A 17,442-nucleotide genomic window follows, 5' to 3' on the forward strand; every position below is an offset into this window, starting at 1 on the left:
ATAAAAATCTTGAAATCTTGAGACCTGAAATCTTGAAATCCTTATTATTGCATTTTATAAGTCAGTTTCGTAAGATTATCCGCTCTGGCAACGACCTTTCCGTTTACCATTACATAAAATCCTTTTCCACGCTTATATTTTTCTCCTGTTTTGTCCCAGACAATCGTGATGGTCTTGCCATGATAAGGCACATTGTCCAGACAAAACCAATCCCATTTGCCATCAGGGAGGAGCGGATTGACTTCCAGCATCTGGTCTGCCCGCGGGCGTAACCCTACAAGTCCCGATATAATAAGGTCATTAAATGTAGAATGGTTGTAATAACGGCTGCGCTCCTGGTCCCCTTTCAACCAGTAACCTGTCACTTCATCCTGATATTCGCCGATATATGGACGGCCTCTGTGATGCTGGCTTTCTACATATAGTTCCATATGGCGGAAGTAGATGCTGTCGTTTACCACATCTTGCTTATAGTTGTTCAAAACATTGGCCATAGCTGTTAGGGTTTGGGAAGTGGCAAAAGGCCAGATGGCTCCATCCCACTCGCAGTTGCAACATCCGTGAGTACGGAAGAGAGGGTGGCGGCGCTCGGCAGTTGTCAGCCCGTAAGGAGCAAGGAATCCTTTCGGTTCGGTTACTTGCTTCCAGGCCTGGGCATATCCATTTTTCTCGTCCGGCAAATTGAAATACCATGGTATGTAACCGATTGCTTCACGTGCCTGGGCAAATTCTCCGGGGGCCCTTAATGTTTCAAAGAAAACACTATCCGTATTCCACAACTGAGTTTGAATAAGATTCTTTATTTCAGCAGCTTTTTCTTCATATTTTTTTACAGCAGCTTCATCTCCTTTCATTTTTGCTATTTCGGCCAATGCAATGGCATTGCCATACATATAAGAGTTGATGGTAGGGCGGGCATATTGTTTACGGCGGCCGCCACTGATTGTTTCTTCCATGCCATCCTGTACATCACCCTGCCAGTATAGCCCGCTGGGTAACCTGTGGTCGCCTTCCCACTGCGAATATTCATTCTCAAGGTCGGGATACATATCCAGCAAATAGTTTTTGTCGCCATCTACCAGATACTTGTTGTATAAAGCATTGGCTGTCCAGCTACTGAACTTACGGAGTTTATTCATCGGCTTTCCTTCGTTGCCTCTGAACCAGACATGGATATATTGGTTGGTATATTTCTGGTCATGGAGCCAGCGGCTTTCATATACATGATGACCTATCGCGCATGCAATCAGGTTGTACTTATCAGCGTAAGACCTGTTTACCAAAAATTCAGTTATTCCGTACCCAACAGGGGTTTCTTTGATATGTTTTCGGAACGACCACCATCTGTAATAATACATCTCTTCAAAATTCTTTTGCGGACATTCGAATAATGGAATATTAGCTTTCATCCAGTCCCACGACTGAGAATTAGGAATAGCCTGTACGATATTTTCATCTTCCATCGTATTGAAGTAATCTACATAGGATTTGAAGTTACCAGCGTCTAATATTACAGCCGTTTTAGTCGGGTTCGACGTTTTCAGATAAGAGATGTAATACGCTGCTTCCGGCTCATCTTCACCGGAGTTCGGCAGATCGGTAAACCTGTCGGCAGGTGTGTTCGGTGTAGGGTCTAACGGCAGATCTCCGGTGCGGAATACAACTCTTGTTATTGATTTGACAGGGTTGAAGAATAAGCGGGCCGGAATATTCTTGTCGTTGATTTTCATCGTCAGGCTGCGGGTTGTTGTATTCAGTGATACCTGTATATTATATACCTGATTGGCTTCATACGGAGTCAATGTATTGTATCTGGCTCCTGTTTTCAGTTTCATCAGGCCGTCATTGTCGAAGATTATACGTGTACAGGCTTCTCCTTTCGCATTCTGAAATTCTATTTGAAGATTTCCTCTATCGTTTTGCATTGGCAGTACAGCAAAAGAAGCATCTAATGTCTGTGATTCGGGGACTACTCTCTCTGCTTTTGCATAATCGAATAAATCCCGATCCTTAAGAGAAAGCCAGCGTTTACCATCATTACGCTTTTCTATTTTTACAGGTGCCCATAGCGGACTGTATATGTTCCATACATCGAGTTCTTTTCCTTCAGGCATGTTGTCGAATACCTCGTCGGCGTGGCTTGTCGCCATATTGGTAACAGGCACAGGTACTTTGGCAACCCACATATCTTCTTTATTCATGCTGTAGGTAACCCACATATTACCATCCGGAGGAGTGCCGTTGTTCTCCTGTATGCCCCTTACGTATTGAGGGCCTCTCGATTTATAATTTCCTCCGTATCGCATAGGAGTGATGTCTCCGTGTACAAGATACAGATCGGTATATTCCAATCCGTCCATACTTGTAGAAACAGCCAGTGGCCAACGGAATTCGGACGGATTATAAACTGTCGCGAATTTCTGATCCGAAGTTCTTTGCCCCCAGATTTTTGCATTACTGTTAACAAAGCCCGGAGCACGTTGTGCCGGTTCGGGCCATGTCTTCCCTCCATCATTACTGATGGTTGTAAGCGCGTGTTTCCATAATCCGACGATGCGCCCGTCATCCAGCCTGTAATAACTGAATGCCTTATATGCCTGTATTTTAGGTATAATAGGGTCGTTCCTGTCGGCCTCTTCTATCCATTGTATCATGTACAGGGGATTGGAAAGAAGTTCGTCGCATGCCTCGACAAATCCTTTATCTTTACTCTTCTTATAAAATGGAAAATCTGTATTCTTTTCATTGAATGCGTGATTGTAACGGATAAAGTGGATAGGTCCGAATGACCCGTCTTTCTTTATTTCGCGGATAACACGCCCGATACCATTTCCATCGTTGGGGTCATCCTTCATATCCAGCGCAACACCATAATAGCTGATGGTCAAAAGACGTCCGTTTTTTGCCGTGAAAAAACCTACACGCTGATGTGTGATCGCATACAGGTCTTTTGCTACGCCCGGGTAATCGGGTTTAGTATATCCATCAGGCACTTTATACTCAGGGAAAAGAGTTACAGGGGTAGTCCAGTTATAACCATCCTTCGATGTTTGTATCATTGTTCTTGTCGGGGGCACATGCTCACCTACCGGAGCGTTCAGATACTCCAGATAAAATGTACCGTTCCAATAGGCGAGCATAGGAGCATGGTTGTATGTCCAGCCCAGTCCTTCCGCTTTTTGGGGATATTCTCTGTTGGCACGGAATGTTTGTATGTTATGTGTCCCTACTGCGGGGCTTAGTTGTCCGTGATGGTAATCTACATTAGACAATGTTTTCCCTGTATAATGCACACCGTCTTGTGCTGACGCGGCCAGGGTTATTGCAACTAAGGCTAATGCGACTTTGAATCTTTTAATCATCTTAATAAATTATATTATAGGTGTTTATTTTTTATATGGATCGGGAATCAGGCTATTGATATAGTTCTCTATATTGGTATAGCCATTTTGAAAAACGAGAGACGCGTCTTTCGCGTTATGCGGGTTTAATCCCTGTGCTATTTCCCATTCATCGGGCATGCCGTCCCCGTCCGAATCTTTTAATATGGTTCCGGTTTTTAAGATCGGATATCCCCCCACTTGTTCTATATTATCTACAATTCCGTCTTTGGTATAGAGATACTTTCCGGTTTCTATTTGCTTTATGATTCTTTCTTCCTGACTATCCCTGTTTGTACAGCCGGCATTTGCTAATACAGACTTATAGGCTTCGGTAGCAGACTGGGTTGTCACGCCAGCTACCTTAAACGCTTCAGCCTGCCTGTTTTTTTCTATCGAAGTATTAGCTTCGAAATCAATCCCTCCGTCCCAATTATTGGCGGAAATATCAGGATAGCCTTCCACATAATTCCCTTCGATATGCCACAAACTACCGAATCCCATATGATCGGTCCTGTCTATACGGGCAATGCGTCGCTTTACATCGTCTTTTGTTGCCGGCCCCGGTTTATAGTAATTATTTATAATGTTTACGGATAATGGTTTCCCGTCACATGAACGGTGCCCCCAATTAGATATTACACAGTTGCGGATATCCAGCAGTACAGTATGGTGGCTGTCATTCCCTCCAATGCTGGGGTTGCGGGCAACAGCATTAGCCAGTATGTTATGATGGAAGGACGATTTATATCCACCGAGGGTGGAAGCAAATCCATGCGCTCCCTTTTCGTGTACAGACCGGTTGAGCGGCTCGCTCATAATACACCATTGGAATGTGATGTGACCACTTTTGTGCCAATTGTTTATCCCTTCGTCATTCGACCAGCTGAAAGAACTGTGGTCGACTATAATATTTTCGGATTCCCTGATTTCGATAGCATCAATTTCGGAACCGATTAATCCTGATTCGATTCCCGGGCGGACCCTGATACTTCTGATAATGATGTTATGAGTATTCTGAATCCGCAGAGGGAAATTCTTCAGGCAGATACCATCACCGGGAGCTGTTTGCCCGGCAATTGTCAGGAATGGATCTTTTATTATAAGTTCCGATTTTAATCCGATGGTTCCGGATATTTTGAATATGACAATCCGGGGATTCGGATTCATTACAGCCTCACGGAAACTGCCTTCGCCGGAGTCGTTCAGATTGGTTACAGTTAAGACGATACCGCCTCTTCCTCCTGTAGCATACATTCCCCAGCCTTCAGCTCCCGGAAATGCAGGTAGCTGCGCGTTTATAAGTAAGGAGAATATTAAAAACAATAATATGACTGGAATTCTTTTCATATTTATTTATCCAATAGGGCTTTTAATACTCTTTCCGGCGCTTTGAATATAGTGCCGTGTTTATGGCCTGTGGGTACGGATATTTTACCATTGATATCTGTAAATGTTTTAAAGTCTTTTGTGGAGACAGCGTCATATGATTTTTTCCTGTAAGCATCGAAATAAATCAGCCATTCGTCTCCGGCCTTGACAACAGAAGGCCCTTCCGTAAAGTTCTCCGTGAATTTCTCCGATTGGTTGCCGTAAGGTCCAATGGCTGTTTTTCCAAAAGCTACACGCATATTTCTTTCAGGACGTGTGTTATCTTTGAATACCAATACATAATCGGCTGAATCACGTTTTACTATTACCGCATCGATTGAACTATATCCAGGGTCATAGAGTATCTCAGCTTTTGAGAAATCCTTAAAGTCTTTTGTACGGGTATAGTACAAGCGGTGGTTGTTATCTTCGTCTTCTATTCCTTTTTCAAATTTGAATGGAATGGTGGAAGCCCAGACAATAATGAAGTCATTGTTTACGTCATCGTAAAATAGTTCGGGCGCCCATACATTTACAGTGGTCGTATCGAATGCCATAATGGGGATATGTCGCTGTTCCGACCAGTTTATCAGGTCTTTTGATGAAGCATAGCCAAATGCCGGATCGCCTTTCCAACTGCAAGTCCATACCAGATGAAATGTACCGTCTGGCCCTGTGGCAATGCTTGGGTCACGCATCAATTTCTGAACTCTGGCTTCCGGTTTGAGGAATATGCCGGGTATGCTGTCCCATTTATATCCGTTGTAACTGTATAATAATTTTAATCCGTCAGTAGCAGGTTCGCGGAAAGAAGTGAACATATATACCTCTGCTTCCTTTTGTTCTTTATTTTTGTTTGTATCACAGGATATAAATGCTATTAATGCGAACAAGAATAAGATACTTTTCTTCATAATAGGGTGATTTATTTTTTTACAAGCCAAAGCACTGTCTCTTTCTTCTGAATACTGACTGCACTTCCGCCTTTTATTTGTTGTCTGTCCTTACTTATTTCTCCTGTTTTGGCATCGATCTGATAAAGGTCATAACTGTTCTTAGTGCCGCTCAGGTCGATAGAGATGGTTTTATTATCGGAATATATGATATATCCTACTGCTGGATTTCCCAGTACATATTGTCCTTCTGTATTCATTTCGGGAATAATGCTCATAGCCGATGCGTCTTTGAGGAATCTGCCGTCGCTTATCTTAGGCAGGCAGGCCAGAGAGCCTTGAGCCATAAATACCGCCCATGCTTGTTGCGGATAAGTGCTGGAATAAAAGGTAACCGCTTTGTCCGGAAATTTTTGCCTATATTCGCTGATGGCCCGATATGCCGAGTTAAAATCGCTACCTCCCGGTTTCACCAGTCTTGCATGCTGACGGGGTGCAAGATTCAGACCGCCTTCGGGTGCATATGTAGAGCCGTCGTTACGGTAAAACCAGTAACGTATGTCTATGATGTCTACGATTTTGGAACGTACAGGGTCGGCAAGGATGGCATCCTGTACATCTTTTGTTGTACTAAGGGCAATCAGTTGCTTTTCTCCTGTTTCGGCTTCCCACCCGGCAATGACATCGAGCCAGAACTGGACGAAATGGAGAGGTCCTGTGTACTCTTCGCTTATCAACTGTATTATGCTGTTTGTCCCTCTGAAATTGTTGAGGCATTGCCGTATATATGCGCGATGAAGTTCACGTCTTACAGGATGGCTGATATCGTAAAACTGCTCAGCCAGAAAAATACGTTTATCTCCCGCATATGGCGCAGGTTCGGGAAAGCCTGTATTGTTAATATTATTGGCAGGACGCCATGGGCTGTCAACCCAGTGGGCTCCGGCTTCGATAATATTATGCTGGAAATAATTCTGATGCATGAGTATCAATCCGTCATTATCGGCGATCTGAGCAAAGCGATGCAGCCGCGACCAATACCAGTCATTATATTTTGTGATGTCATATTTGCTCAGCCCGTCATAAGCCATGCCTTGTCCGCTGCGGGCAAAAGGCTGCTCATAGAATGGCGGCCATACCTCCCCGTTTATACGGCGTACCCGCTCATGATCGTCGCGACGGCGGTCGTACCATAAACCATAATTATGGTCGATAGCGATAATATTGTTCTTTTGCATCCATGAAGCGACGGAATCAAGGTTGTCGGTCAGCCCTGTACCTGTTCGCCCGGGCACAAAGCGTGTAATATGGGGACTGGCCGATTTGGCCAGATATGCCGGTTGGACTGTTCCGTTCCACCACTGGATATTATGCTTGTATCCGGTTTGGACACTATTATTTCTCGTTAACCAGCCATTTGTAATGGCCAGAGGGTAAACCGGTAGTTTTTTTTCTGAAATATTTTCTTTGAAAGTAAATATTACGGCTTTATCATCCGCCGGAAATTTCTGTTTTGCTACTACGCTATCGATCCATTCGCTTAGTGTGACAGGAGCCTGATAAGCCTGTTTGGTAAGCTCTGTCGCTACTGCCACAGATGGAGAACTCGAAGCTTCCGAGCTTACAGGTAGAAGATTGGCCCTGTCCTGATACGACTCGCCGAGTCTTTCTTCCAACTGTTTGTAATACAGGCTACGGGGATTTATATGATTATTGCTTTCATTCCAGTATCCATCACCGGAAAATTCAGCCCAGGTGCCAAATGCCCAGTTTTGAGCAGTCGGTGGTGCAAAGCACTCAACAAGGGATGCCGAGCATTGCCAGAATACGCTGTTTGCCGCGTTCCATCCGGTTCCCTGTGCTTCATGCATCCTGTTTTTGTAACTCAGTGCGTTGCCGTTTACATTCACTATATCGAATAATACGCCGGAGGCCCAACTGTCCACAGGGCCACTGAAACTGTATGGTAATTCCGATTCGCACTGCACAAAAGCATTGGGTCCCGGAGCACAGAATCCTACAGCAAAGTCATGGTATCCCTGCTCCGAATACAATCGTTGGAAAAGACACTGCTGGCCGGAAGTAAAGAATGTATAACGACGTTGCCCTCCGATTTCGGAAACAGGGACAAACGATTTGCAATTTTCAACTGTTATTCTTTTTGCTGTTTCCTGCACGGTAACGGCAGAACCTGCAAAATGGCGGAATGTAATATTTCGTATCCATGCATCGCATATATTTTCCATCGAAATAGCTACCCATGAATGAGCTTCATCTTTCATGTTATTCTTATCATATTCGGATATGCATGATAGGTTTTCTATTCCGACATTATTTATACGTCCGTTCCATGTATAAGGTATTACAAAGCCGCCTCCGTATTTTTTGTCTAAAGCAGTGGTGAGCGGGGCATCTATCGTTATTCTATTGCCTGCGACGGAAATAATAGTCCTGTCCCAATATAAGTCCTGTTCTCCTGCTTTCCATCCGAGGGCGGTTATTCCCCCTCCGAAGTGGTTTGTTCCTAATTTGTTTATCCATTCGGTAGTAGATGGGCGATGGATAAATATTTTATCTCCTGTTTTCAGGTTATGTCCTGTTGCGATGTTTAGTGTCAATGAATTTACCGGTACATAATTGTCCGTTATTTCTATTGCAGCGTCTTTTATCAGGTCTTTTTGCCCTTCGATTTGAATGAGGGTTCTCCGGTCTTTTCCGGTGGCTATGAGGCTTGTTCCTTTATCGCCCATTCCGGCTCCGCGGAGAATTGTTCCTGAACGCGAGATATTCAGGTTTCCTGATATATGGTATGCTCCGGGTTGGAGGAGAATTACCCCTCTGATCCCGGTCTTGTCTGTTTCTTTATTTCCAATGTAATCAATGGCATTTTGTATAATCTTTGTGGCATCTCCATCCGTATGAGGAATGATTATAGTAGCCGCAGGGCAGGGGATAGGTATTTCTCCGGCCATATATCCGGCATAGGAGAAATCAGGAATCCTGTTTCCTAAGCTGTCAGGAGTGTAAGAAAGCCTGCCATCTTTCAGTTCTAAAGGAGGAACAGGTTTTTCCGCTTTCTTATTCTGAGCGGAAGTATATCCGCCCAAAATAAGAAGAAGTATTATGAAATATGATTTTTTCATGTTTTAAGATATTCGATATAGTTTAATGACTGAATATCATTTGTTTTTCTGCTCTTCAATACGTTTGTTCCAGTTTTCGCGTTCTTTTTGGATGTTATATCCTCTTTGTGATAAATAATTATTGAATCGGCCTTTATATTTACCAAACCATTCATGTTTTTTGTTGGAAGAAGAGGCGCTCATTGCATACTCTCTTGCTTCAACCAGCCATGTGTACAATTGATCTTTTTCCTCTTGCTTGAGGCTTGGAATCATATCGAGATACGAATCGTAGGTGACCTTTACAACTCCGTATGTCATACCGTCTTTAACCTTTTCGATCTGGTCATTGGTCAGATAAGTCGATAATGCCCCTATGTATGCGCAATGCTGTTTATACAACTTGGCGTCGGTTTCATTTTCTATGTTTTTGATGGTAGTCTCACGTTGTTCTTTATCTGAAATGTCGCTTTTTGCGGTTTTTATCAGTGCCTCGGAATTATCGTGGATAGCTCCCAATCCTTTGTATTGATTAGTAATAATATCCGTAACCTTGTCGTAAATTTCCTGATTTCGTATGCCCAGGGTTTTTACGATTTTATCAGCTCTTTGTTGCAGAACTTTGTTGTATTCTTCTTCCTTATTCTGAGAAAACAGAGATATGGCGATGAACAGAAATAGCAGAATAGAAAATGTCTGTTTCATAAAAGTATTTTGAGTATTGAAAAGATTGACGGTACATAAATATATCTGTAATTTATTATGTACCATCAATCCGGTGTCTTAAATTATAATAAACTTTTTCTCTTTGCGAGCGTATCGTAATTATTTTCAGGTTTGGTCCAATCTGTTTTTTTTGCAGGATCAATTCCGTTGATAAATTTTTCAATATTAGTATATCCGTCTCCGTTCATATCCTTTACGGCATCGCTTGGGTCATTCGGATTCAGGCCGTATTTCTTTTCCCACTCGTCAGGGATACCGTCGCCGTCACTGTCTTTGTATGGATTGCCTTTATATTCGGGATAACCTCCGACCTGTTTGATGTCCGTTATAATTCCTTGCTTATATGAATCTTTTGGCAGGCGGCGATGTTCAAACTGATAGAAATCATCCGGATTCAACCCTTCTGCGTAATATACTTTTCCTGTTTTTACCTGTTCCAGTACACGCTGGTCGATGATATCACGTTTAGGGAATGTCGCTCCTGCATTTTCCAGTACAAAGTTATAGGCCTCCTGTGCAGTCATGATAGGGAATGGATTTTCTATCGGGAATGGTTTGTCCCACCTCATATTTGCAGTATATCCGTCGGTATTTCCCTGCTCCTGAACCTGAATTCCCCCGGCCCAGTTATCCTTTGTTATCTCAGGATAGCCTTCCACAATGTTACCGTTTGCATATACACGGCCGAATACATAGTAACCTAATTTGCTGCGGCCCGATTCGGGTTTAAGTATGCGGTGGCCGACAGGCGAGCTTTTCGGTGTAAGAGGCCCCGGCTTGTAATAGTTGTTTATTACATTGAACAGGGCAGTGTAATCTCCACCGTCCATAGAGCGGTGTACCCAGTTATAAATAACATTGTTGACAAAGTTGAAAATTCCATTCCAGCCTACCGATGGATTCCTTCCGGCATTATTGGCCCACAGGTTACGCATAAATGTGCAGTTTTCACCTCCCAGCGTGCTGCCGAATGCGTGATTGTATGTGTCCAGAGCCTGAGCTGAAATTGTATTCTGTATTGTGACATTTACGGTTGGCAGTTTTAGTTCTTTGGAACCGTCCCCCGGGTTGAACATGTGGCGGTAGAATGAAATATTCTCATCCAGTCCCCAGCTGGTAGAACAGTGGTCGATCATAATATTTCCAACCGGATTTCCTCCGAATGCATCATCACGGCGTCCTACCCATGTTTCACCACGGCGAAAACGCATATGCCGTACGACTACATCATGAGTATTGACCCACAGGGATTCACCTGCCACGCAAATGCCGTCGCCCGGAGCTGTTTGTCCGGCAATTGTAATATACGGAGCGCGTACGATCAATGGTGACTTTAAACGGATTATACCGGCCACATTGAAGACAACGATACGGGTACCACCTTGTTCGCAGGCCTCACGAAGGGTCCCGGGACCGCTATCTTCGAGACTGGTTACCACGATCACTTTACCTCCGCGGCCTCCAAAGCTATATGCTCCACCTCCTTCGGCTCCGGGAAACGCAGGTATCTCAGCCTGAGGAAGGTCTGTCGGGCGGGCTGCCCACGGAATATAGGGTTTGCCTTCTTTTGCTTCCTTCTCTATAATAGGCAATGCTTTTTCCCAGGCAGCATTAGAAGCTTCCTCCGCTTTTTTGAGTAATTGGGATGATTGTGCGGCTACTTCCGATGTGATTTTGGGGTATTGGGCAAATACCTGAGCATTAAATGCAAGTAAGCAAAAGGCTGTGCTTGCAAAGACTAATTTTTTTTTCATGATTTTTTTGTTTTAAACTACAGCTTTTCTTTACTGAGAGAACTTAATTGTCTTAAAATATATAAGTTTATATAATCTTTTTTGTTCTTAATGAAAAGCCTTCTGTACGAAATGACAGAAGACTTTTCCGGGTATTAATTATTTTTATTCCGGAGTACAATAGATATAGGTGCCATCTTGGACTAATCCTGGTGATCCATTCGAAATATTCCAACCTGCATTCTGTGTGATCCAAGTATTAGCATTCTCAATAATGTATATATTGTAATGTATCGGATAAATGTAGTACCAGCCTCTAAACATGATACCAGCATTTGGATAGTCGGCTACATAATCCATTCCGTATTTAAGATTTATGTCACCCGATAAATTTACAGTAGAGAGATTATTTTCATAGAACGTTTTTAGTTGTTGTAGTTTGGCAGCTCTGACTGCCTCTGAATCATCTCTCTTAATTGGATTGGCTTCAATAGCGGCTTTTTCTGTGTTACCAGATAATGGATCTCCACTTTGTATTGTGGTGATATCCTTTCCCCAGATTTCGGCAACATGTTTCATCCCACTAATAGGAGTAAGACCTAATTTCGTGCATACATTAGATGCGGACGTATAGCTTGCTCTGCCATTTTTACCGTCATATATTTTCCATCCTTGTCCATGAGCGGCAGCAACACTGGCCGTACCACTGTTCTCAATATGGAATCCAGCTCCTCCTTCATATAACAACCAACGTCTGGTATCCCAAGCCCGCTTGCCTTCGTAGGCCAATTCGATGCGACGCTCATACAAAACAGCTTCTAGTGCCTGATATTTATCGCCGATAGATGGTACGGTTCCGGCTCCGACCCTGTTTCTTATCATATTTAAATAGCTTGTACATGAACCTATGTCTCCTTTTGCTGCATAGCATTCTGCAATATTCAGTAGTAATTCGCCATAACGGTATTCCAGAATATCTGCTCCTCCTAAATCCGGACGATCATTTGATGCTTTAGGGTTAGACATTTTCCATATAAGGGCTTTACTTTTTCCATATATCTGATTGGTAGTTGAGCCATCTGTATAATTATAAGCATCATTTCCTGTTCTGTAACCGTATAACCAAAGTACCTTTGCTCCGGCAGAACTTTCCCACGCACAGCCAGAGAAGATAAATGTGCGATAGAAACGCGGATCCCTGTTCACGTAAAACTCGTTCTGATTATAATTGTTCCCAGTAACAGGACGCTTTCCGTCTGCCATAGGGAATAGATCTATCATCTGTTTTGGAGCAGGAACCCCAATGCCATCACCATCCAGAAATGCCGGCCGAATTTCTTTTTCCCAAACATTTGTCAAAAGTCCACTGGTTCCTGTCAGCTCATTATTCGCAGTAGGAATTACTATAAGTGCCTCTGGATTAAAGGTTCCACCGTTGTATGCATAATACATTTCGTCCCAGCTTTTAATAGAATTTACAGATGTTCCGTAACCAGCTTTGTCTGCCTCCTCTTTGGCCGTTAAAGAAGCCTTTAATGCTTCATCCCAACGCTTGATCCCTGTGTCCCAACTGGCATTGAAAACCGGACTGGCTGCATATAAACGTACCCTGCTTATCATTGCCAAGGCAGCAACACGTGTAAATCTTCCATAATCGGCTGTCCCATTTTCCCATTTGTCAGGTAATAAACTTGCAGCACGATTGAAGTCTGAACAAATCTTTTCAACAGTCTCGTCTACAGTCAGGCGTGGAGATCGGTCGTTGACATCCGCTATTTCAGTTTCTGTGGCATAAAAAGGGACTCCACCCCATAAGCGTAATGCGTCGAAATATAACCAGGCTCGTAAAAAGATAGCCTGACCTTGCAGTCTATTCCAGTAGGTGTCATCGTTATAAGCATTACGCCCCGTAGCATCTATATCTGTTATAAATTGATTTAACTGATAGACTCTTGCATATAAAGTCGATCTCGGTTTATCCCTGTTGCTCAACCCGGCATTCCAATAATGATCGCCGCCAATGAAGTTTCCACGGGATATATCATTAATTGCTGCCTTTATGTTGATCCTTTTATCGTTAAGATCAGGAATTGCTATTTCTTCTGTCAATGCATAATTCTTTCCTCCATCACCATTACCACCAAAGGAAGCTTGGTTATTGTGCCTCATTAATGGGTCGGAACCATACATCGGACTTTTATAGGAACTCAGACATCCTTTGTAAAAGAAAGCGAATATAGCATTGGCCTGCTCCGGATTGTCAAATACAAAATTTGAAGAGAAGTTGTTACTATTATCTTTTTTTGTTAGAAATTCATCACTGCATGCAGATAATAACAGCAGGCATATCAACGTTGTGATTAATATTTTGTTTGTTTTCATAAATGCGAATGTATTTTATTTTTCATTCTTAAATCTGTCGGATTTTTAAAATGTGAGATTCAAGCTTAATGTCCATGTTCGCAAAGTAGGATAAGTTGCTCTAGTTGCGCTATCATACATATTACGGTATTTCTTTGGATAAGGATTATAAAAGTCCCACAAGTTGTTGCCAGTAAGGGCCAGTTGAACTCTGTCAATTCCTGTTGGTTTTAAAATATTTCTTGGCAGAGAGTATGCAAATGACATATTCCTGACATAGCAACGGAAGGTAGAAACTGACCAAAAATCGGAGTGTACATTCCATGCATTATTTACTGCCATGCTTGGATATTTTCCATTCGGATTATCCACAGGATCATACATGTCATTCGCAAATATTGGTTGTGCCCATATCATTCTACTTTCATCTATGATTTGGCTTTCACCGTAATCTATTGCTGCAAATCCACCCCAAGAGGTTGCCAATTGTGCAGACCAACTAAAGTCACCCCATTGAAGACTGAATCTTGTATTTATATTGTGTGTCCTGTTATTAGCAAGCTTTGCGAAATCTTCCCCGTCCGTACTTGAAATAGATCCATTCGGCCCTTCGATAATTCCGGTTTCAGCATTAGCGCTTCCGGCCATATCCTGGTAGGCAAGCATACCTTTGTATATATTTTTAGGAGCGTCTTTACCTATTCCTGTTCCGAAATATGTTGGTTCTGCGTTCGGATCGTTTTTAGAGGTTACTGCCAGATCCTTGAGATATTGCCAGTAACGCTGTACATCTTCGTCTGTACGTAGTATTCCATCTCCAGACGAAGTCCCCCTCCAGACCTTCATTCCATAAGTGTTATCGGGTGATCTGTAACCTGTGGCATTTTGATTATTATTCACTACGGCAGGATGGTTAAAGACAGGATCTGTACCTAGTACCATTTTATACCAAGATATGCCATAATCCACTCCAATACCATATTTGATCGGTCCCCATTTTGGTAGCAAACTTTGATTGATCTTATCATTCCATCTTAGTGTAAATTCCCATCCCCAGCTATCTGATTTTCCATAGTTCACAGGGGGAACACTAGCCCCTATATATATAGGATATGAGCTGGTCATCGGAAGCATAATCAAATCACTTGTCTTATCATAAAAATAATCTGTTGTTAGAGCCAGCCTATTATCGAGAATATTCAGATCGATACCATAGTTTGTTTTAACAGTTTTGTCCCATCTGATATTGCGGTTTGCTGTTCCTGAAGGACCCAGACCACTAACCAGTTCACCCCCTTGAGAACCGAAACCGGTACCGTTTTCAAAGGCGTAGTATGTAAGCCATGACCATGCATTTACATTATCTTTCCCTGTTAGCCCCAGGCTGTAGCGTAATTTGAGATAATCGAAAATATTTGCAACCTTGCTCTTTTTGAAGAAGTTTTCCTCCGAAACAACCCAACCTACAGACCCGGAAGGGAATGTTCCCCAGTAGTTTTCCGGTGCGAATTTAGTGGATGCGTCGCTTCTGATCAGGAATTGGGCCAGATAACGGTTCCCGTATTTGTAGTTGACCCTGCCTATATAAGACAATGTACCGCTTTCATATTTTTTTAAATAAGTAGCGCTTTTATCAGTAAGTAGTTCGCCTGCTGTGATAGAAGTTCCATTATAATTTTTCCATGGATTTTGGTAAGTCAGACTTTCATCAGAACCTTCACTCTCTGCACGCTCTATTACACCGACAGCCGAAACATTATGTTCGCCGAATGTACGGTCGTAATTAATCATAAAGTTCATTTGTTCTCCTCTACTGGTTGCCTTTTTATATACAATCCTGGCCGGGTTGGCACTATTACGATATTCCTTTAGGTCCCAAATAAGGGAACCTTTCGTAGAATTATCTATCAAATGCAGCCCTTCTTTGTTTGTATTCTGAGCGCGTGCGAGTGTATAATATGATTGAATTTCTTCACCGAATGTATTGTTATAGTTTAAGGCATAAGTGCCTTTTACTGAAAGCCCTTTTATAAACGGTATATCGTAAGATAACGAAAAGTTAGCACTATAGCCGTTTTCTTTATTTATTTTTTTAGACCCGGACTCCTGATTTGCAAAATAATTCCATGCACTTAGAGAATTTATATTTGCAGCATTGTTTACAGCATGTGGCCCTATATAAGGTGATATCCAATAGTTTTTTGAAATGCCTGGCTCTGTTTCCAGATTGACAGACATCGGGATGTGTTTTGGCATATGTCGTAGTATTACATAGTCACCGTCCGATCCCGCACGTCTTCCCCATGAGCTATCACTAATACCCGGATTATCGTTGCCGCTTATTTTTTCGTTTGTAAATCCTGCCACACTGGCTGAGATTTTCAATCCGCTGGCAACCTTGATTTCGGTGCCCGTTCTGAAAGTCCATTTGTTATAATCCTGTAAGCTACCAAGGTTCGTACCCTGGTCCTGATAAGAGAGTCCTGCAAAATAAGTGGCCTTTTCTGAACCCCCACTTACATTCAAAGAATGCCGGTGAGAAAATGATGAATCCCAAGCTTCACCCAGCCAGTCATAGTTCATTGACTTCATTTTATTCAGTTCGTCCTCTGAATAAGAAAATCCGGTATAATCTTTTCCTCCATTGGCAAAAGTTTGTCTGAACATTCTATTGGTGAGTATACCCACATCGTAGGCATTCATCATTTTTACGTGACTAACAGCGTCGGAGAAGTCCAGTTTTGCAGAGTAGGATATTTGTGGCGAGCCTATTGCTCCTCTTTTTGTCTTTATAAGGATAACACCATTAGAAGCTCTTGCTCCATATATAGCTGCCGAAGCGTCTTTCAGTACTGTCATACTTTCTATTTCGGAATAGTCCAACGCATAGAACGCTGCCATATCCGGATCTCCCTCATAATTTACCTGTATCACGTCGTCGATTACGATTAGAGGCTGTCCGTTACCGGTACCACCGGAGAGTATAGGAGCAGGCCTCCTTATTGTAACTTTCCCGCTTGTAGATCCCGGGCGTCCATCACTTTTAGTTATATTTAGCCCAACTACTTGTCCGGATAAAGCATCGAGGAGATTGGAACCCGGCAAGTTCTCAATATCCTCCATCTGTACAGGTGTCGCTGCTCCTGTCAGGTCTTTAACTCTTTGTGTTCCGTATCCCACAACTACAACTTCATCCAAAAGCTTCGAATCCTCTTTTAAAACAACATTGATAGTTGTTTTCCCGCTTACAGGAATTTCCTGAGGAGTGAAGCCTATATAAGAGATTTTTAAGGTCACATTTGACGGAACATTCAATGTGAATTTCCCGTCAATATCGGTCAGAGTTCCCGTTGTAGTGTTCAGTATCGTTACACTAGCCCCGATTATAGGCTCTCCGCTTTCATCGCTAACTACCCCCGATACTTTGATCTGTTGCTGGGCATATATTTGTGCTGTGAAAGCGAAACAACATAAAAGCATAAAAATCAGTTTTTTTGCATGCACCTGTTTTTTTGGATTGGCGGTTTTGCATCTAATTAAATACCTAAAAGTGTTTTTCATAAATGTTAAATGTTTAATTTATTTTAACTAAGTTGATGGTATATAGAATATTAAGAGTGTACTAACATATTCTGTCCTATGGTTTTAAGATTTCATTGTTTTTGTCATAAGTCATCATTAAACGTTTTAAATATATTTATTGTACTGTACTGTACTGTTATGATTGTGGCAAAAGTATCAAAAAAATGGTGATACAATAAAAAATAATAAATGTTTAATAACATATTGCTTAAAAATTGGACTATTACAAAAAAATGCTTTTCTTTGTGATATCAGGATAGAACAGGATAGTTAT

At 42.3% G+C, this 17,442-nt stretch carries 8 protein-coding genes; all 8 read right to left on the reverse strand.

Features of this window, described 5'->3' with window-relative positions:
- Positions 1 to 44: 44 nt before the first annotated feature.
- Complete coding sequence (locus ACFO6W_RS19915) at positions 45 to 3,362, reverse strand: MGH1-like glycoside hydrolase domain-containing protein (protein WP_379999698.1); 3,318 nt, start codon at positions 3,360 to 3,362, stop codon at positions 45 to 47.
- Between the two features lie 24 nt (positions 3,363 to 3,386).
- Positions 3,387 to 4,730: a pectate lyase gene (locus ACFO6W_RS19920; RefSeq protein WP_379999700.1), complete on the reverse strand. Its 1,344-nt coding sequence runs from the start codon at positions 4,728 to 4,730 to the stop codon at positions 3,387 to 3,389.
- A 2-nt stretch (positions 4,731 to 4,732) separates the two neighbouring features.
- Positions 4,733 to 5,665: a glycoside hydrolase family 43 protein gene (locus ACFO6W_RS19925; protein WP_379999702.1), complete on the reverse strand. Its 933-nt coding sequence runs from the start codon at positions 5,663 to 5,665 to the stop codon at positions 4,733 to 4,735.
- Positions 5,666 to 5,676: 11 nt separating this feature from the next.
- Complete coding sequence (locus ACFO6W_RS19930) at positions 5,677 to 8,787, reverse strand: DUF6298 domain-containing protein (RefSeq protein ID WP_379999704.1); 3,111 nt, start codon at positions 8,785 to 8,787, stop codon at positions 5,677 to 5,679.
- A gap of 36 nt (positions 8,788 to 8,823) precedes the next feature.
- Entirely contained in the window at positions 8,824 to 9,471 is a 648-nt protein-coding gene (locus tag ACFO6W_RS19935; protein ID WP_379999707.1) for a DUF3826 domain-containing protein, read from the reverse strand.
- Positions 9,472 to 9,554: 83 nt separating this feature from the next.
- The gene (locus ACFO6W_RS19940; protein ID WP_379999709.1) at positions 9,555 to 11,246 is read right to left on the reverse strand and encodes a polysaccharide lyase; all 1,692 of its coding nucleotides are present in this window, start codon (positions 11,244 to 11,246) and stop codon (positions 9,555 to 9,557) included.
- Positions 11,247 to 11,390: 144 nt separating this feature from the next.
- Positions 11,391 to 13,607 (reverse strand): RagB/SusD family nutrient uptake outer membrane protein, encoded by a 2,217-nt coding sequence (locus ACFO6W_RS19945; RefSeq protein WP_379999711.1) that lies wholly within the window; start codon positions 13,605 to 13,607, stop codon positions 11,391 to 11,393.
- 45 nt (positions 13,608 to 13,652) lie between these two features.
- Entirely contained in the window at positions 13,653 to 17,066 is a 3,414-nt protein-coding gene (locus tag ACFO6W_RS19950) for a SusC/RagA family TonB-linked outer membrane protein (protein ID WP_379999713.1), read from the reverse strand.
- Positions 17,067 to 17,442: the final 376 nt, after the last annotated feature.

Source organism: Dysgonomonas termitidis, from assembly GCF_042654545.1.
Taxonomy (GTDB): Bacteria; Bacteroidota; Bacteroidia; order Bacteroidales; family Dysgonomonadaceae; genus Dysgonomonas; species Dysgonomonas termitidis.

Bases quoted from the DNA above. Each gene is read 5' to 3' on its own strand.
- ACFO6W_RS19915 (WP_379999698.1), bottom strand. From the start codon at position 3,362: ATGATTAAAAGATTCAAAGTCGCATTAGCCTTAGTTGCAATAACCCTG.
- ACFO6W_RS19920 (WP_379999700.1), bottom strand. From the start codon at position 4,730: ATGAAAAGAATTCCAGTCATATTATTGTTTTTAATATTCTCCTTACTT.
- ACFO6W_RS19925 (WP_379999702.1), bottom strand. From the start codon at position 5,665: ATGAAGAAAAGTATCTTATTCTTGTTCGCATTAATAGCATTTATATCC.
- ACFO6W_RS19930 (WP_379999704.1), bottom strand. From the start codon at position 8,787: ATGAAAAAATCATATTTCATAATACTTCTTCTTATTTTGGGCGGATAT.
- ACFO6W_RS19935 (WP_379999707.1), bottom strand. From the start codon at position 9,471: ATGAAACAGACATTTTCTATTCTGCTATTTCTGTTCATCGCCATATCT.
- ACFO6W_RS19940 (WP_379999709.1), bottom strand. From the start codon at position 11,246: ATGAAAAAAAAATTAGTCTTTGCAAGCACAGCCTTTTGCTTACTTGCA.
- ACFO6W_RS19945 (WP_379999711.1), bottom strand. From the start codon at position 13,607: ATGAAAACAAACAAAATATTAATCACAACGTTGATATGCCTGCTGTTA.
- ACFO6W_RS19950 (WP_379999713.1), bottom strand. From the start codon at position 17,066: ATGCTTTTATGTTGTTTCGCTTTCACAGCACAAATATATGCCCAGCAA.